Source organism: Pseudomonas sp. SWRI111 (assembly GCF_014268555.1).
GTDB classification, from domain to species: domain Bacteria; phylum Pseudomonadota; class Gammaproteobacteria; order Pseudomonadales; family Pseudomonadaceae; genus Aquipseudomonas; species Aquipseudomonas hamedanensis.
Genome location: NZ_JABWQQ010000021.1, coordinates 28,274 through 45,832, shown reverse-complemented (window position 1 = coordinate 45,832; position 17,559 = coordinate 28,274). Strand labels below are relative to the sequence as shown.

General features: G+C 55.7%; 14 protein-coding genes. 6 read left to right on the top strand and 8 right to left on the bottom strand.

Going from position 1 to position 17,559, the window contains the following annotated elements; all coding sequences use genetic code 11:
* Positions 1–125: 125 nt before the first annotated feature.
* The 4 genes from HU755_RS21730 to HU755_RS21715 all read right to left on the bottom strand — a co-directional run bounded on the left by HU755_RS21730 (position 126) and on the right by HU755_RS21715 (position 4,230).
* Positions 126–737: a transferase gene (locus tag HU755_RS21730; protein WP_186636371.1), complete on the bottom strand. Its 612-nt coding sequence runs from the start codon at positions 735–737 to the stop codon at positions 126–128.
* A 32-nt stretch (positions 738–769) separates the two neighbouring features.
* Entirely contained in the window at positions 770–1,672 is a 903-nt protein-coding gene (locus HU755_RS21725; RefSeq protein ID WP_186636368.1) for a bestrophin family protein, read from the bottom strand.
* 142 nt (positions 1,673–1,814) lie between these two features.
* Positions 1,815–3,125 carry an NTP/NDP exchange transporter gene (locus tag HU755_RS21720; protein ID WP_186636365.1) on the bottom strand — a complete coding sequence of 437 codons (1,311 nt, stop codon included), beginning with the start codon at positions 3,123–3,125 and terminating at the stop codon, positions 1,815–1,817.
* A gap of 58 nt (positions 3,126–3,183) precedes the next feature.
* Positions 3,184–4,230 carry an oxidoreductase gene (locus HU755_RS21715; protein ID WP_186636362.1) on the bottom strand — a complete coding sequence of 349 codons (1,047 nt, stop codon included), beginning with the start codon at positions 4,228–4,230 and terminating at the stop codon, positions 3,184–3,186.
* Between the two features lie 145 nt (positions 4,231–4,375).
* On the opposite strand from HU755_RS21715, the gene HU755_RS21710 reads away from it, so the two are divergent.
* The 3 genes from HU755_RS21710 (at position 4,376) to HU755_RS21700 (ending at position 7,663) form a co-directional block, all read left to right on the top strand.
* The gene (locus HU755_RS21710; protein WP_186636359.1) at positions 4,376–5,308 is read left to right on the top strand and encodes a LysR family transcriptional regulator; all 933 of its coding nucleotides are present in this window, start codon (positions 4,376–4,378) and stop codon (positions 5,306–5,308) included.
* A gap of 328 nt (positions 5,309–5,636) precedes the next feature.
* Positions 5,637–6,776 carry a PD-(D/E)XK nuclease family protein gene (locus HU755_RS21705; RefSeq protein WP_186636356.1) on the top strand — a complete coding sequence of 380 codons (1,140 nt, stop codon included), beginning with the start codon at positions 5,637–5,639 and terminating at the stop codon, positions 6,774–6,776.
* 32 nt (positions 6,777–6,808) lie between these two features.
* On the top strand, positions 6,809–7,663 hold the full coding sequence (locus HU755_RS21700; protein WP_186636353.1) for an HNH endonuclease: 855 nt from the start codon (positions 6,809–6,811) through the stop codon (positions 7,661–7,663).
* A gap of 254 nt (positions 7,664–7,917) precedes the next feature.
* Here the strand turns inward: HU755_RS21700 and HU755_RS21695 are convergent, their stop codons facing one another.
* The 4 genes from HU755_RS21695 to HU755_RS21680 form a co-directional block, all read right to left on the bottom strand.
* Positions 7,918–8,859, bottom strand: coding sequence for a hypothetical protein (locus HU755_RS21695; RefSeq protein ID WP_186636350.1), 942 nt, complete (start codon positions 8,857–8,859; stop codon positions 7,918–7,920).
* A gap of 1,300 nt (positions 8,860–10,159) precedes the next feature.
* Positions 10,160–11,917: a UvrD-helicase domain-containing protein gene (locus HU755_RS21690; RefSeq protein WP_186636347.1), complete on the bottom strand. Its 1,758-nt coding sequence runs from the start codon at positions 11,915–11,917 to the stop codon at positions 10,160–10,162.
* Positions 11,910–13,988, bottom strand: a complete 2,079-nt coding sequence (locus HU755_RS21685) for an ATP-dependent endonuclease (protein ID WP_186636344.1) — start codon at positions 13,986–13,988, stop codon at positions 11,910–11,912. Before HU755_RS21685 ends, HU755_RS21690 begins: the two co-directional genes overlap by 8 nt.
* Before the next feature lie 236 nt (positions 13,989–14,224).
* Positions 14,225–14,737 carry a nuclear transport factor 2 family protein gene (locus HU755_RS21680; protein WP_186636342.1) on the bottom strand — a complete coding sequence of 171 codons (513 nt, stop codon included), beginning with the start codon at positions 14,735–14,737 and terminating at the stop codon, positions 14,225–14,227.
* Between the two features lie 274 nt (positions 14,738–15,011).
* Between HU755_RS21680 and HU755_RS21675 the strand changes: the two genes are divergently transcribed.
* The 3 genes from HU755_RS21675 (at position 15,012) to HU755_RS21665 (ending at position 17,551) form a co-directional block, all read left to right on the top strand.
* A complete protein-coding gene (locus HU755_RS21675) occupies positions 15,012–15,911 on the top strand; it encodes an AraC family transcriptional regulator (protein WP_186636339.1) in 900 nt (299 codons plus the stop codon).
* Between the two features lie 193 nt (positions 15,912–16,104).
* A complete protein-coding gene (locus HU755_RS21670) occupies positions 16,105–16,410 on the top strand; it encodes a metal-sensing transcriptional repressor (RefSeq protein WP_186546469.1) in 306 nt (101 codons plus the stop codon).
* A 7-nt stretch (positions 16,411–16,417) separates the two neighbouring features.
* Positions 16,418–17,551, top strand: a complete 1,134-nt coding sequence (locus HU755_RS21665) for a nickel/cobalt efflux transporter (RefSeq protein WP_186636336.1) — start codon at positions 16,418–16,420, stop codon at positions 17,549–17,551.
* The last annotated feature ends 8 nt before the right edge of the window (positions 17,552–17,559 follow it).

Sequence of the window (17,559 nt, the reverse complement as noted above, 5' to 3'; positions counted from 1 at the left end):
GGCGGTGCCGCCAAGTGGCCTGTCTGGGGTTAGTTACCCTGAGATTCGGGCTGTTCAATCCAATGCAGATTCGCCGGATCGAATGGTCAACGCCTGGAACAACGAATGACAGAAGATGCCAACGCTTAATCGTAGGCGAACTGGTCGATCAGCCCGAGGCGAGGAAGGCGCATTTTTGGCCGCAGTAAAGCGCCCGGAGCGATCACTGCGTTAGCGCCGATCTTGCAGCCGTCACCCACCAGTGCGCCGAATTTATTAACGCCTGTTTCTATCACATGGCCTTCGTGGCGGATTTTTATATCAGCCCCGTCCAGTTCGTTACGATAGTTCGCGATGATCGCGCCGGCTTCAATATTGACCGCTTCGCCAATCAGTGAATCGCCGACGAAATTGAAGTGAGCAAGCTTGCTGCCATCCAGCATGAAGGTACTTTTCAGCTCACAGCTGGGGCCGACAATGCAGTTTTTCCCAAGATACACACCGCCACGAAGGTAAGCGCCCGCCGCGACGAAACAGCCCGCGCCGATGATCATCGCGCCCTTAAGAACAGCGCCTTGCTCGATGATGGCGGTTTCGTGAACCGCACAATTGCCTTGACGCCGGTATCCGGCGCCGAGCGTTTCAAGCAATGCCAGGACCCGGTTCTCGCAATCCTGGACCACCGCCCAAGGGGCAGTCGAATCCAGGCCCAGTAGTGGCCATCCAGCGATGTAGTCATCGATTTTGGGTAATGTCATAAAAAGCCGTCCGAATGAGTAGAGTGGGTGCCTCAAGCGTGCTCTTCGAGCCTGCGCACATCGCCCATGGAATCACGCTGCATCGACTGCAGGTTCTTCTCGATGGTTTCGCACAGCGCTTCCATCTGAATCTGGTGTTCGCTGTGGCGAAACGGGCTCTGCAGATCGGTGCCGATGCGCTCGATGGCCAGCAGCATAAACCCCACCACGGTCGACGCCAGCGGCGTGAACCAGCCCAGGGACTCCACCAGCCCCACCGGCACAATCAGGCAGAACAGCGAAATGAACAGCCGCGGAAAATACACGTAAGGGTAGGGCAGCGGCGTGTTCGCGATCCGCTCCATGCCGCCCTGACTGTTGGACAGATCCACCAGTGTCGACTCAAGCCGCGCCAGGCGAATACTGTCCAGGCGTCCGGCCTTGTATTCCCGAGCGAGCAAAGTCGCCGAGCCGGTGAGGATATCGTTGGCAAAATTATTGGTCGTGCCACTGCGGGCGAACTCTTCGGCGGGGATAAACGCGCGCACCTCTTCGGGACAAGGCTGGCCTTGCAGATGTGCGGCGAGGCAATTCACGTAGGCGACGTGGCGGCGCAACAGGGTCGACTTGACCGGATTCACCTCGCTACCGACATCGTCCAGCAGCGTCAGCACCTGACGGGCGAAGCTGCGCGAATTGTTGATCATCGACCCCCACAGCGTCCGCGCTTCCCACCAGCGGTTATAGGCGCTGCTGTTGCGAAAGCTGATCAGCACGATCAACGCCGAGCCGAGCAAGGTCAGCGGCATCAGCGGCAGATTCAGCTTGGTGTTGAGAAACAGCATGAAGTCCACGGTGACGGCAATGTCCCAGAGCAGCAGCCAGAACAAGGCCCAGCCCACATAGCCCAAGGTCTTGATGATCAGACGGTATTTTTTGACGATGGCAGCTTTCAAACGGAAACCTCGTGGCGAGCAGTTTGCTTAAACGCTTAAGCTCGGACGATGCGTGCGACCGGCAGTTCCGTAGTGAGGCAGTCAACCGTCAGAACGACTGAGCCAAAAGTTATTCGTCCGCTCGCTCAATGCCCCTTGAGCGCTACGCTGGGGTTTGCCGCGCTGCCGACACACTGGATCGTCGGTCCGCCCGTTCGCCGAGCCGCCATCCCAGCAGACCCCATAGCAGTGCACACAACGCGCCGACCAATGCGGCCATGCCTGCACCCTGGCCGAGGGCGTCCAGCGCGCTTTTCGCCCAGGCGCTGATGGCGTCGCCGGCGCGGTAGACCACGGTGTCGATGACGTTCTTTGCCTTGTACTTGCTTTCGGCATCGAGCGGGGCAAACAGCATCTCCCGGCCTGGGCGCACGAAGGCATACTCACCGATGCGGCGCACGATCATCAGCGCGGCGATAAGGCCAAAGCCGGGGGCGAAGATCAGCCCGATAAACCCCGCGCACATGACCAGCGGCACCATGGCCAGCAGCACGCCGACGCCGAGCTTTTGGGCGACGCGTCCAGTGATCAACAGCTGGCAGAGCAGGGCGCCCGCCTGCACGACAAAGTCGATGATGCCGAACACGCGCACCTGCGCCTCGCGGTCCGGGAAGTGTTCGGCGACGACACGTGCCTGCTCGAAGTAAAGGAAGGTGGAGACTGTCGCTAACAGCACTACAAAGCCGCAAATGCCGAGCAGATAGGGTGATTTCAAAACGGCCGTCATACCGCTGAAGGGATTGCCCGGCAATGGCCTGCGAGGGCTCTCGCTCGGCGCGGCATCGGGGCGTCCTGCGCCACCCCGTTCACGCCAGTGCATCAACTGGCGCTTGAACAACATCGCAGCGCCCAGCAAAACAGCAGCCAGCAGCATCAGGCCGGACTCGCCCAGCGGACCGATCAGCAAGGCGCTCAGCGCAGGGCCACTCAAGCCGCCGACGCTGGCGCCCGCCGCGATGAAAGCGAACAGGCGTTTGGCCTGGGCACTGTCGAATACATCGGCCATCAGGCTCCAGGCGACCGATACGACAAACAGGTTGTAGACCGATATCCACACATAAAACACTCGCGCCAGCCACGGGCTTTCCTCGCCCAGGAACAAGGCGGCGAACAACAGCAGGTTGGCGCAGAAAAATCCGTACACCCAGTCCACGAAATGCAGGCGCGGCACGCGTGCGCTGAGCCAGGCGAACAGCGGAACGGCCGCCAGCATGACGAAGAAGGTCGCGGTGAACAGCCACTGCAGGTTCTCGACGCCGGCAGTGATGCCCATCGATTCGCGGATCGGACGGAGCATGAAGTAGCCGGCAAACAGGCAAACGAACAGCAGAAAGCCATTGAGCGCGGGGCGCAGCTCGTGAGCCTCGGCATTGATGATGGCGCTCGTGCGATGGGCGAGAAGAGACATATCCATGGTGCGCTCCTGTGGGAGTGGCGAGGCAATGGAACGGAGCCTGCCCGTTCCAGCGGGGTCAGCGGTAGGTGACGCCGGTCAGTCGCTCGGAAAGTTGCCACAGCGCGTCGGAGTTCGAGCGATCGGCAGCGGCCGCAGGCATCTTGGCGAAGCCCAGCGGCCCGCGCTTTTCGTTATCTCCGGTGGGCCCATAGTAGGCACCGCCAACCGCCTCCAGTGCCGTCGCTGCATACAGCGTGGGCAGCGCGCCCTGCGCTGCGGAATGATACCTGTCCCGCTCTACAGCCCATTGTTTGCCGAATTCACTATCCAGGCCAGGCCCACGGGCGATCAGCTCGGTCACGGCAACGCCGGGGTGAGCGGCGATGCTGCGTATCCCCCAACCGGCGGCATCGCTGCGCTGCTGCAGCTCGGTACTCCACTTGAGTATCGCCAGTTTCGATTGGCTGTAGGTGGCAAAAGGGTCGTAATTGCGCTCAGCCTGCAGGTCATCGAAGTTCAGTACTGCGCGCCCTGCGGCAATGCTCGACAGGCTGACCACCCGACCATCGTCGCTTTTGCGTAGCAGCGGCATCAGCAGGCCGGTCAGGGCGAAATGCCCCAGGTAATTGGTCGCCAGCTGCATCTCGTAGCCGTCGGCCGAAACGCCTCGAACAGGCGGCGACATGATCGCGGCGTTGTTGATCAGCACGTCGAGCCTCGGCAGGCGCCCTTGCAGACGGTTGGCGAGGTCACGCACCGATTGCAGATTGGCAAGATCCAGCGTTTCGAATTGCACGCGCGCCTCGGGCACGGCTTGCTTGATGTTTGCGATCGCCTCGCGCCCGCGCTCGGCGTTGCGTGCGGCGATGATCACTTCGGCACCGGCTCGCGTCAGCGCCAGCGCGTCTTCATAGCCCATGCCGCTGGTCCCTCCGGTCACCAGCACGATACGGCCTTTCTGGCTGGGCATATCGTTGGTTGACCAGTCCGGCTTCGGCTCCGTTCGGGGAGTAGCTTCCGCAGCCAGTGTGCCGGCCAGCGCGACACTGGCGAACAGCGTCCGGGCGGCCTTGAGGATGCGTTGGGTCGCGGTACTGCTCGGCGTAGCGGGTGAATGAATCATCGGGGAATTCTCATTCGCGTAATAGGTTCCCGGTTGGCGGGACGAGCGAGCAGTATCGGTGTACGAATGCGCGAGGATAAGTCGGGCAGTGGTGGATGGCCCGTACGGCATGGCGTACAGTCAGACGCCTGCGGAGGAAGCATCCATGCGTAAACCAAACCTTACCGATGTGTCGATATTTGCTGCGGTGGTCGAGGCGGGGGGATTTCGTGCGGCCGCGCAAAAGCGGGGTTTGTCCGCCTCGTCGCTAAGCGACTGCATGCGTCGGCTGGAAAGCGACCTGGGCGTGCGCCTGCTCAATCGAACCACGCGCAGCGTCACGCCGACGGCGGCCGGCGAGCGATTGCTCGAGCGCCTGCGCCCGGCCTTGCAAGAAATCGACGCCGCTTTCAACGATCTGGACGATGACGCTCAGCGCCCGGTCGGCACGCTCAAGCTCAATGTGCCAGTGCCGGTGGCACGCTTTCTGCTGCCCGACCTGCTGGCGCGTTTTCTCCGCCTTTATCCAGGGATCAGTGTCGAAGTCGTCATGGATAACACCTTTGTCGACGCCAACGCTGGCGGGTATGACGCCGGCGTGCGCTATGAAGAGAGCCTGGCCAAGGACATGATTGCCGTGCCCATCGGCCCGCGTCGCCAGCGCTTCGTTGCGGCGGCCGCCCCGCGCTATCTGGCTGAACGCGGTACGCCCACTCAGCCCGAAGAACTGCCGGGCCATGACCTGCTTGGCCATCGATTCGAGAGCGGCAAAGTGGGCGTGTTCGAGTTCCATCGAGACGGCCGCGTTGTGCGTATCCCGCCTCAGGGGCAACTGCTGACATCGTCGCACGATTTGAAAATTCGCTCGGCCATCAACGGGCTGGGCATCGTCTATACCTTCGAGGATTTTCTGCGCGAGCCGCTGTCCGATGGCCGACTGGTGCCGATTCTCGAGGACTGGTGGCAGGCCTTCGACGGTCCGTTTCTTTACTATCACGGGCGCCGTCACATGCCTTCGCCGCTCAGGGCGTTTGTGGATTTTTTGCGGGCCGAAGGGCGGCTTGCGGAGAGCTCAGGTGTCTTCGGCGCCGTTTCGTAAGGCCACTACATGGTCTGCCAGCAGGGCGCCCATGGCGACGGGTAGCTATCGGCCGGTAGCTGTCTCTCGTAACGGGCCGAAGTCGACCCAATGCGGACGTTGAAATACGTTATGAGCGTAAGTAAAGAGAGGAGTGATTTATTTCTTCTTCCCTTTATTCTGTGGAGCGAGAGCGTTTGCAGGCGCGGATTGGGGAGTTGGAGACTGTGTTGGGGCAGAGGGCTTGATGCTTGCGTGATATATAAGCAGCATCAAATCGCCGTTACCATTGTGTGCGATTTCCCTGATACTACGCGCAGTCACTCCGCCTAATCAGGATCCCTCTCTCATGGACGATTTTCTGCAAACCGTGGCGCTTCTGCGAGCGAGATATCAGCGCCCGCCAGCTTTCAATCTCTTCTCCGTATTACGTAGCTCAAGTGACGAGGTTCGGCTTCACTCGCGCTTCCTTGCGTTCCTGCTTGATCCCAAGGCTACCCACCATCAGGGAACAACCCTGCTGAATCTCCTGTTGAAGCGACTGGGCATCGAGAACTTCGACGCAGAGAGTGTGACTGTCGAGGTCGAGTACCAGAACATCGACATCCTGGTCCGCAACCTATCCGGGCAAGCACTGATCATCGAAAACAAGATCTACGCCGGCGATCAGGATGAGCAGCTCTGGCGCTATCACCAGCGAATGCAGGCAGAAGGTTACGCCGAAATCTGGACCACCTATCTCACCCTGGAGGGTTCCGAGCCCACTGAGCGGAGTCGCAAGTCCCTGCCCGTCATCCTCCTCAGCTATGAAGCTGAGATTGTGTCTTGGCTCAAGGACTGTGTCCCGCTGGTTGCCCGCGAGCCCGGCGTGCGAGAAAGCGTTTTCCAGTACATCGAACTACTCCAGAAGCTGACATCCAGTGACCAGAGCGAGATCTACATGAACAAGCTGAAAGAACAGATCCTGCTAGGCGAGAACCTTTTCGTGATCGCCGATATCAACCATGCATTCAACGCCGTATTGGCCGATCTACAGATCGACATCTGGGAGCGCATGACAGCGTATCAAGCTCGCCAATATCCTCAACTCGGCAAACCTGAAATTTCAGCCACGAAAGAGGCGGTTTACGCTTATTACAAAAAGGCCAAAAACAGCAAGTATATCGGCCTCACTTTCCCTTTCACGTTTATGAAGGGGGGCGTGTACATCGAACTCAATCATCGTCTCTACAGCGGCTACTACTGCGACGGTGAGCAGTTCCCGGAGGATCGGGAGCGCCTCATGGCGCTGGGTCGATTGATCGCGCCCAATACTCGCAGTTCAGGCAACCTGTTCTGGAAATTCCCCAAGATCAATGTGAACTTGCATACGCCCACCAATGAAGATTTGGTTCTCCTCCGGGATCCGCAGACGAGGGAGTTAATTGCTGTCAGCCTGATCGATGACATGCACGAACTGTGGCAACGCGCTCATCAGCAATTCGCTTAAGCGCAGGCATAGCATTCAAGGGGAAATGACGTTTGGCCAAATTTGAAGACCTTCGCACTTGGGAAAAAGCCCTAGGGGCTGTCGTTGAGCTTGGGGGCAAAGCCAGTCGGAAAGATGTTGAAGACTGGATCCTCACCAAGGATCCTGGGTACAACACCAACAACCTGGCAGACCTCTACATGTTGTCCGTCAACTCACCTGCCCGGACTGGCTACACACAAAATGAAAAGCCGCGTAGGACTGATCAGGGCAATCGTTACGACAGGCTGTTCAAGGTTGGCAAGGGTGCCTTTGAGGTTTACGACCCGGTCCAGCACGGCATTTGGGAAATCTACCCCGATGCATCTTCGGGTAGCCGATTTGGTGTTTCTGTTCGGCGAGTTTCGAATCCGGTCGAGCAAGCACTGGCAGACGCTGAGGAGGCTGCTGAGCAAGGAGTCACTTTTGATCCTAAGGACATAGCCGATGCCAGAAAGCGCGTAACCGCCGACATTGTCCGTCGCCGCGGGCAACCCGCATTCCGCAAAGCGCTGATGGGAGCTTATGACAGCGCCTGTGCCGTCACAGGATGCAACCTGCCTGCTGTGCTCGAGGCTGCTCACATTTACCCCTATAAGGGAGTTCATACCAACGTTGTATCGAATGGAATGCTGTTAAGGGCGGACATTCATACCCTGTTCGATTTGCGGCTGATCGCCATCGAGTCGGAGACGATGGTGATACGGGTTTCACCAGAGTTGATCGGTTCCGATTACGCGACGCTGGACGGCTCTTTGGTTCGTCTGCCAAAACAGGATTCTGAACGAATGAGTGCAGAGGCATTGGATTGGCACTGGAGTCAGTGTGGGTGGGGGGCTGAATCAGGAAGCGGGTCTGTCGTGGAGTAGATATGAGTAGGGATAACGAAGAAAGTCACCATGAGATTATGCGTGCCCAGCCTGAGGCGAGAGTCTGGAGCAGAACGGAATAGCCGGCCGGTAGCGGTTGCTTCTGAACCTCCTCTTCTGGCCGATCGGTGCCCTCCACGAATGGCACCGATCTGCCAAAAGCAGACGATCAGAGCGATCTATCCGGGAGCTTTTTTGAGTATGGTTAAACGCAAGACTTACAGAACTGAGAACAAAATCTCCTCATTCCATCATCATTGACTTTCTGTTCTGCTGACGCCAGATGACATTTTTACTATTGGACGTGGAAGACTTTTAATTTTCTCAACTAGTTGCTCGATCGCCTCGCGGTGATCAGTTCGGTATAAATTCATTTGGAGTGTCAACTCATTGCGCATCTCCTTCTCTTCACTCAACTGTTGTTTTAATAAGGAGATCATCACTTCTTGCTGCCGTGAAGATTCTACGCCGCCAGCATTATCAGCACGCATTTGCATAACCGCAACAACTATTGACACACCTATTGTAACTACGAGCCCAACCGCCGCAAGCATTATAGACTTAGCGGCTGCGCGCCCTGCTTCTTCCGACTGTTTCAGCCATCCAGGAACGATCTCCTCTATAATGACCTGATGCAGTCGAGCAAAGCCTCCGCTCATCTCTGACTGTAAACTTACCAGATCTTTTAGGGCTGAACTCGCATCGGTGGCTGTCAGTGCTTTCGCAGTTGAATCAACGCGATCAGATATTCTTTTCAGGTCTACTAATGCGTTCGCGTAATTAGCGCTTGCAATTAAGTCCTGCCCATGCAGAGAGGTGGTGTTTAGATGTTTTTTTGTCCATGTACTCTCAGCTGCCCTATAGTGTTTCAAGGCTGCCGCCCCAAAAGACTCTAGTGAATAATCTTCAGTTGTCGGCGGAATAAAACCAGCCTGCTCCCATGCGGCACGAATAATACTGCGCAAATCGTGGTGGTTGAATGCATCGATCATCAGCGGTAACTGTCCAAATTTTTTAAAAAAAAATTTATCGGATACCGGTCGCTTGACCATTTGAGTCAATAGCTGCTTTCCCACGGCTGCATTATCAGACGTATCAGGCATTGCTAGTATATGTAATGCGTCAGATGAGTGCGCAGATCTAACAATACACTGCCCACTAGAAGTAAATACGTACTTTGGTGCACCGTTATTCATATCTATTGCCTGGAAATTTTTGGATTTATGAGCGTCTGGAGGGAGAGGAATCGGCTATAGCATAGCGTGAAACATCTGCCGGGCGTCACCTCCGGGTTACATTCGGGGATGCACGAAGAAGAAACTAGCAATCAAGCTCTGTCGATTCCGAAAATCGTACCGTTGGCGCAATGAAGGCGTCATGCTCGTTTGCTTGGTCATAAGAAGCTTGAAAGCACAATCAACCAACTGGGAATCGAAGCCTGACCATCCATCGTGATGGCCTATGCTTGATCGTAGAGTTATAGCAAATAGGGGCGGATTTTTTCGATAATAAATCCGTCCTACTCTTTCGTCCCCGTTTCCCCTGCCGCAGTGCCTTGTTAGCTTCGCTCTAAACCGCACCGTGTTATTTCGTTTTCAAGTTCTATAGTCCTGCTATAGACATTCATGCTATCCGTTATAAAGTGCAATGCGCGCGCACATGACATTCTTGCGCCGTCATGCAAATGCAGGACCCCGAGTGACGTTGGGATGTTATGAGTATCAGATACGTAATTATGAAAACGCTTGTTTGAGACGGATGAACCCACTCACTCAGAGCGTCATATGAAATTTCAAACTGGCTTTCTTTTTCTTTTGTATGTTTTAGTTCATCCTTGTACAAATCGCGCAAAGCATTCATTAGATGCTCACTTCCAGCAAGCATATTCTCAAACCTGTGCTTCGCCTGCTCGGCAAACATGTAATCTTCCGGATCATAAAACCCATTTTTTATTTTCTTTTGCTCAGTTTCTTTTAGCCTGGAACTATTCGTAAAATTCACTACCAGCTTTAGGATATCCTCCACACTTTCACCACCGGTCTTATTATGCAAAATTTTAGCGATTTTTTTGACAGAAACTTAGCGAATGCATAAGTCTCAATCATTCCTCTACTTATGCTACAGGCAGATGGAATACGACCATTTTCCAGCAAAAAAAATAGAACCACCAAATATGTCTACCTGCCTATTCAGCAAGCAGTTTGCATAATTCGAAATATAGAGCCCTTTGTCCGAAGTAGCACCACCAACAATAGTTCCAGGTTTTTTCGATATCTTCGACCTAGCCAGACCTGCCTCTTTCAAGCTCTTTTCGATAAATCATTAAACAATTCCACTTCCCTCAGCATTTCTGATGCGCCATTAATACAACCATCCCCATTTCGCATGACTAAGAGATCAAACTGTAACGCTGGATATTTTTAAAACATAAGCCTCCAGCATCCATTTTTGGGTCTGACATGCACCGACTACACCATGAGCGCACCACGAAAATTCTCACTCAGGGTCAGCAGGCAACTCAAATACATGCTCAGCGCCGAACCACGCGGTGATCTGAGCTAGAGCTGCCTGGCTCAACAGTTGAGTGAAAAGCAGAGCTAAACGGACCTTGGGACGAGAGCACGCAACGTAGAAGAGATTCCGATTGCTTTCGAATTTTTCACGCCTGTTCGCCGGTGGCCCTGGCTGAAACCACTCGAGCATTTCAGCAAAATTATATTGGTTCCAACCGCGGCCCAGTACAACAATCACGTTTTCGAATTCGGCTCCCTTTACCCCGTGTTTTGTCGCGAACGGCGTATGCCCATCAATGAATTGGTCTAGCGCTATCAGCTCCGAGTAAGGAACGTCCCTGAGCTTTCGAAGCTGGGTAATCCTGCGTGGTTCGTCCTCACCTGGTTCAACACCGGCGGCCTGTAACCCTTGCTCATTTCGTAGCACCGCATTGGGAAGTTGCATCTGCGGTACGGCTATGATGTGGTCAATCACCTCGCCGATGCTACCCGTCAACCTCAGTTCGAGGAGCGTATCCATTGCCTCAGTCCAAGCGACTTTGTCGCTGTGCCTTTGAATCGTTGGTCGATCACTTGCTAGGTGCCCAAACATGGCGCCGTATCTACGTTGTTGATATGCGGCACATGCTGGCTCAAGCTGATCTGCAAGATACTTGATGTGCGGATCTTCCTTCTTCAGCCACGGATCGTTGAACTGTCCAAAAATTGGAGGGATCGAGGAGTACCCCTGCTCACGAGCAATACCCTTGTGGTTCAGAATCAGAATCTTGGTCTTCTGGGGAGAGAGGTCCCATCCTTCGACGTTTAGCTGAGCTTTCAAGCATTCGAAGTAAGCACGAGCTGCTTCAGGACTGGTGTCGCCAGTCCAGTGCCCCCCCCCCCCGACTCCTGTGCGCCTTATTCCAGGCCAGCGATTGGTATGGAACACCCGAGCTTCACCGATCAAGTCCGGATCTCTTACTTCTTGCTGCAGACCTGGTCGCATCTGATTCAACACATCGACAATCCGCGATGCTGAGCGAAAATTCGCATTTTTTTCGATCGGCTGGAGTGCCTCATGCTCTACCAGGCCGCAGCCCTCATCGTAAATTTTTTGCCAATGGTCACCAAATAGACCAATCATCGGCCCCTCACCGCGATCTAGAAACCACGATTTCAGTGCTCCGACAAAGTGTTCATCCGTGTCCTGATACTCGTCGACAAACAGGATCGGATATCGGGAGGTTAATACGGCTCTGAACTTCGGAGACGGAAGCGCCTGAACCATCAAGGTCAGGACATCTTCATGCCGAATCGAGACCTCGTCCTCGGATACGCGTGGAATACCCATCTCGTAATGGATGCGCCTATTGCCTACGCCACCAACTGTTTCAAGACGCTCTCGCCAAAAAGTTTCAGCACCAAGGAATTCTCTCAGTGATGTTTGAAAACCTCTGAGCAATGACCAACAGAAACCATGCACGGTCTCGGCTCGGATCGCAGGGTGCGCCTGGAACCGAGAGATGATCTCGTCTTTTGCCACATTGGTGTAAGTGATACACGCGACTTGCTGACGCTCCCGGATCAGTGCCTGACCTCTGTGCTCAATCAATCGGCTCAAAGCCTTCTCCAGTGAGTACGTCTTGCCAGCTCCCGCACCTGCTTCCAGGCGAAAGCTTTGACCTTCTTCCAAACAGGCAAACATACGCTCTAACGCTTCCCGCCCGGCTCTGTCCGCCGGGCTTTCGTGATTGTTAGGCATCGCCTTGCTCCCCTTCAGCGGCCACTGCCTCGCCAGCAGCTTCAACCACTGCGGCCATGGCCCGAGCAGCCATTTGGGCATCGACGTCCGGCGCCCCAACTGCGAGCCAACGCAATCCCTCAGCAATGTATTTAGGTACGCTCCAGTTCTTATCCTCGATTGCGTAGTTCAATGCGAAGGCTGACTTTTTCTGATCTGCTGCGTGCTCGTAAGCTAGGGATGCAACATCACCCTGCCCCAGCTCAAATCGATTCAGGTTCGCCAGGATAAATGCGTCCTCAAAGCTTCTGCCTGAGGGCCCTGGCTCAACCCCTTCCGGAATTTGGTAGGCGAGACGCGTTAACCCCCTGGTTTTCTCTGCTGGTGTTTTCGCCAGCAGTTGAGCAGGAGTGACTTCGGCCTCAAACCAGTCTTTGAGGCAGGCATTGCTCGTGTACAGCCCCTCTGCAACAGCACAAGCTTTTCGTTTTCTATCTGCGTTCGGCTTAACGGAATCAATGTCAGTTACGATCAGCGTACGCAGTTCTAAGAAAGTAAGCAGGTCATGGAACCGGTGTGCATACGCGCCGCCAACTTCCATAACCGTCAAATACTGACTTGCCAGCTGAGGCTCACCGACCGCCGCCGCGTCAGTTTTGGCAATCATGGTTGGCAGCAGCAAGCGCTCTGATGTCCCTTCGATCAAGATGGCTTTGTCTGCAAAGAAAAGATCGCAGCGGGTGAGCGTCAGGTACTGATACAAAAAATCTCTATCTGGTGCGGGAGCCCCCCCCATACCCTGCCTCAGATCTTTGATCTTGGACTGCCGGATCCCGTTTTCGTCGATCACCGAGAGAAAGTAACGCATGGTCTCGAAGCGCGCTTCGTTGGCCATGTGTGGAGAGTGGGTGGAAATCACAAACTGCACTGGCCAAGGACGGGTGTCATTCAGTTGCTGCTCGAACGCGCCCTTGATCAGATGCAATTGTCGGATGAAGACCTCCTGCATTTGCGGATGCAGATGAGCTTCAGGCTCTTCAATGAAGATGAGGTGTACGCTTGCTGCTGCCGGCGTAGCTTGGAACTCCCTGAAGAATTTCAGCAATTGCAGAAGTATGTACACCAAGTTGCGGACGCCAAGTCCATTGTAGCTTTCGGGAAGGGTCAGGCCGTTTACACCCCGGTATCTAACTTGCGTGTGGTCTTTGAGCAGGCGCTCGACATCGAAGGTCGTCACCGTGGTGAGGCCTGGGTCATCTAGCCCTGGGTAACCGAAAAGCTCGAACGTAGGGAGCAGCGAAGTCAGTCCCGCGTTGAAACCGTCATGCAATTCCTTTTGAATTTTCTCCACCGCTCCATGAAGCTGTTCGGCTGTGGTTCGTTTCTCGGGATCTGTGGGGTCCGTCAATGCCGATTGGAACAGCACCTCCACCACCTTCCCAAGAACATCGCGCTCTCTGTGTGTATCGTCATCTAGGCCCCGTTGCGCATTGATGAATCCGCCGCGGATTAACGTAGTGAGTGATTTTAGGTCGAGGTCCTTGCGGTTCGTAGGATCGTTGGGGTCAATCGCTTCCAGACGGGGCTCGTAGGCCGCCGCCAAACGTTTCTTGATCAGGCTGAAGAAGCTAGAACGTTGATCCTCCTGCTCAGCGTCGGGGATATTCATTTCCGCGAAAAGCGAATCAAGGCCTGTCGCGCGCGGTCCATACGTCAAGACGATGCGCGCGCAAGAACAATCTGGATCTAGATCTACTATGCATTCGCTGAGCGGCCCCAGGTCTGGGTCATCTATCTCATAGGAAATGTCCAATGTGACCCTGACAACGGGAAGCATGGCAGCAACGTCGGAGCGAGCTGTTCCCCCGTGAAACGCATTGAATGCCGTCCAAAAATCTTCGTGACTCCCTAGGGAGAAATCCTCAAGCCTGAATGAGGGAGTCCGGTCTGAAAGGAGCCGGCGGAACACCTCAGCGATGGAGGTTTTGCCGCAGTTGTTGCGCCCTACGATCAGCGTCGTGCCGTCTTCTAGGCCAAGGCCGACGTTCTGAAGCAGTCTGAAATTTTGAATCTCAACGCGCTCGATCTGCATGATGTCCCTACCGTGAAATCGTATAGCCATCACTGTAGACGCTGAATTGGAGTAGTCAATGCCGGGGCAATTCTCCTCAAAGCACTCGCTGTCCGCGACCGATAGGTTTGGCTCGATAGTGGTCAGACGCGACCGGCTGCTTCTGGCCGAAAGCCGACATTCGGCGACATGTCCCCCTACGTAATATCCTGCAGCGTCTCGCGAGCAGATCCTCCAGTCGATCAGCGCGGGCTTATTTATTCCCCATCGCCTGCTTCAAGCTGAATTCGCCTGAGAACATCGTCGTAAGGCACCAGGTCGAGAAAAGCAATGACTTCCACTGCCCGCAAGTTGCGCATGCGCATAATCCATACGTAGCTGTTGCGATAAGGCGCGCCATCGGCTGCGGTGGCGATGCCGTCCCAGTGCACAACCACGTCATCGCCTTCAGCCCAGATATCCGCCACCGTCGGGCGCACGGGTGAAGCAAGACGTTTTGCGAAGGGCTGGACTGCCCGTTTCAGGAAGTCATCCCGGCCCCGATAAGTACCCGCCGAAGGACTCGTCCCCTTGATGGTCCAGATCACCTCGGGCGCCAGCACATCTGTGAAGAACGTCCGGCCGCCCTGAGCCCACTGGTTGAACGCTTGCGCAATGAATTGGCGGTTGCGTTCCGTCGTCGGTTCGCTGGCCACGGCGGGTGCCAGTCCGCCAATTAATGTCGTGAGTACCAGTGTTAGCGCTGTGAAGATGCGTCGAACAAAAGTCATTTCCTATGCTCCTGTATCTGTCGGAAGAACTTGCCCATTTTTATGGGCCGTTGTGGCTAACCTGAACGAGCCGGTAGTTGCGTTCCCTCACGCCGTTGTTCTATACGGGGCATTGGCGAAGAATCGTCTGCCGGGACATGAAGTGGCCGGCAAGTACCTGCCGACCTCATCTGAAGTGTGACCTACGAGCGGAGGAGGGCTGTTACAGGATCGTCCTGATTTCTTGCTTGATCATCCGAGGCAATATCTTCATTTCAACGATTTGGAGTTGTTCTTGAATTCACTGGTAGAACTTGTCGATATCATCGGACGTCACGCCCAAAGTGACGGCATTCACAACACCACGATTGCGGGTGTCAGCCTGATTCGCTCGGCTAGGCCCACGATGCCTATGCCGGTGGTGTACGAGCCAACACTTTGCCTGGTCGCTCAGGGACGAAAACAGGCGATGTTGGGTACTACCGCTTATGTTTACGATCCAGCCAAATACCTGATTGCATCGGTAGACCTTCCGGTGATGGGCTCGGTCATCGAGGCGAGTGAAACCGCTCCTTATCTGTGCCTGGCGCTCGATCTTGATACGACTTCGCTGAGTGAACTTGCGCTGCGTCATCCGCTAAGAGAAGAGCGCGTCAGTGCGCCGCCGGCAGGTATTGCGCTCAACGATACGACTCCGGAACTGCTGGATGCAGCGGTTCGCCTCGCCGGTCTGCTCGACAGGCCACGCGATATCGAAGCGCTCGCTCCGCTGGTGATTCGCGAGATTCTTTATCGCCTTCTTACCGAGAACGGCAACGGCATTATCAGGCAGTTGGCGCAGACAGACAGCCGCTTGAACCAGATCGCCAAGGCCATTGCCTGGCTACGCAGCCATTACAACGAAGCGTGCCGGATAGAGGACCTCGTCGATATCGCCGGGATGAGCCGTTCTTCGTTTCACACCCATTTCAAGGCGATCACTTCGATGAGCCCGCTGAAGTTTCGTAACCAGTTGAGACTTCAGGAAGCACGTCGGCTGATGGTCACCGAAGCGGTCGATGCCGCAGAGGCTGGCTATCGGGTCGGTTATGAAAGTCCTTCGCAGTTCAGTCGAGACTACGCCGGCCTGTTCGGAATGCCACCAGCAAAGGACGCATGGCGGCTGCGCACGGACATTGGCGGGATTTGGCACTGACAACGAATGGGTATGCCCGGCCCAAGCCATAAACAGGGCGAGTGCCAGCGCGATTACCACTGTCGTTGTCAGTGTTTTACTGAACATGGTGTTAGGGTTTCAACTCGTTTTACACGGATTGGACGTGTTTGACCGGATCCCCCCTGGGGGGATAGGATGCCAGCGTAATCCACTGACGCCTGGGGCTCAAGTCATGAGTGAGCACGACCACGAACACAGCCACGCCCATCCCCACACCCACCAAAGCCACGAGGCGATCATCAAGCGCCTCAAGCGAGCGGATGGCCATTTGCGCGGCATCATCACCATGATCGAAGAGGGTCGCGAGTGCGTAGACATCGCCCAGCAACTGCATGCCGTTGAGAAAGCGATCTGCCAAGCCAAGCGCACGCTTATCCAGGACCACATTGATCACTGCCTCGAAGACACCGTTTCGGCGCTAGGCAATGGCGAGCGCGCACCGCTGGAAGCATTCAAACAAATCACCAAGTACCTCTAGGTCCGACATGCCCGACTTCGCTCAACTGCTGCAACAAGGCGGGGCTAACGCCTGGCTGTATTTCCCCAGCGCTATCTTGCTGGGTGCTTTGCATGGCCTGGAACCGGGACATTCGAAAACCATGATGGCGGCGTTCATCGTGGCCATCCGTGGCTCGGTCAAACAGGCTGTTTTGTTGGGGCTGGCCGCGACACTGTCGCACACTGCGGTGGTCTGGTTGGTCGCCATTGGCGGCATGTACCTGGGCCAAGGGCTGGATGCGCAAACCACCGAGCCTTACTTCCAGCTCGCGTCTGCCGCATTGATCATCATCATTGCACTGTGGATGCTGTGGCGGACCTGGCGCGGTGAACAGATGTTCAGGTTCGAGCAGGGTGATCACCACCACGGAGAGCATGATCATGGTCATCTCGATGAGACTCACCGGATCGATACAGGCCACGGCCGTGTTGAACTCTCGATCTTCGAAGAAGGCATGCCACCGCGCTGGCGCATGAGGACGTTGAGCGGGCACGCCTGGGCAGCCTCGGATGTGCACGTAATCACGACGCGGCCGGACGGTAGCAGTCAATCGTTCGCTTTCGTGGAGCGCGAAGGCTTCCTAGCGTCGACGGTAGATATTCCAGAGCCGCATGAGTTCAGCGCTCGGTTGAGCCTCGGGCACGCTGGGCACTCCCATGATTACGACCTGACGTTCCAGGAGCATGATCACGGGCATGCGCATTCCGAACTGGAAGGTCTGGAGCTGTCGAGTGATGGCTATCAGGATGCGCACGAGCGTGCTCATGCCAACGATATCCGTAAACGTTTTACCAACCGCGAAGTCACCACAGGCCAGATCGTCATGTTCGGGCTGACCGGCGGCCTGATTCCTTGTCCGGCGGCCATCACCGTTCTGTTGCTGTGTCTGCAAGTTAAAGAAGTCGCGCTTGGCGGCATGCTCGTCCTGTGTTTCAGCATCGGCCTGGCGCTTACTTTGGTCACTGTCGGCGCTGCCGCAGCGATTGGTGCCAAACAGGCTTCCAGTCGCTGGCCCTGGCTGGGCACCGTGGCGCGCCGCGCTCCGTACCTGTCCAGCGTGCTGATCATTGCTGTTGGGCTGTATGTCGGCTTCCATGGCTGGGTCGGCCTGAATGCATAACCCGGATT

Bases quoted from the DNA above. Each gene is read 5' to 3' on its own strand.
- HU755_RS21730 (WP_186636371.1), bottom strand. From the start codon at position 737: ATGACATTACCCAAAATCGATGACTACATCGCTGGATGGCCACTACTG.
- HU755_RS21720 (WP_186636365.1), bottom strand. From the start codon at position 3,125: ATGGATATGTCTCTTCTCGCCCATCGCACGAGCGCCATCATCAATGCC.
- HU755_RS21715 (WP_186636362.1), bottom strand. From the start codon at position 4,230: ATGATTCATTCACCCGCTACGCCGAGCAGTACCGCGACCCAACGCATC.
- HU755_RS21710 (WP_186636359.1), top strand. From the start codon at position 4,376: ATGCGTAAACCAAACCTTACCGATGTGTCGATATTTGCTGCGGTGGTC.
- HU755_RS21705 (WP_186636356.1), top strand. From the start codon at position 5,637: ATGGACGATTTTCTGCAAACCGTGGCGCTTCTGCGAGCGAGATATCAG.
- HU755_RS21695 (WP_186636350.1), bottom strand. From the start codon at position 8,859: ATGAATAACGGTGCACCAAAGTACGTATTTACTTCTAGTGGGCAGTGT.
- HU755_RS21690 (WP_186636347.1), bottom strand. From the start codon at position 11,917: ATGCCTAACAATCACGAAAGCCCGGCGGACAGAGCCGGGCGGGAAGCG.
- HU755_RS21685 (WP_186636344.1), bottom strand. From the start codon at position 13,988: ATGCAGATCGAGCGCGTTGAGATTCAAAATTTCAGACTGCTTCAGAAC.
- HU755_RS21680 (WP_186636342.1), bottom strand. From the start codon at position 14,737: ATGACTTTTGTTCGACGCATCTTCACAGCGCTAACACTGGTACTCACG.
- HU755_RS21670 (WP_186546469.1), top strand. From the start codon at position 16,105: ATGAGTGAGCACGACCACGAACACAGCCACGCCCATCCCCACACCCAC.
- HU755_RS21665 (WP_186636336.1), top strand. From the start codon at position 16,418: ATGCCCGACTTCGCTCAACTGCTGCAACAAGGCGGGGCTAACGCCTGG.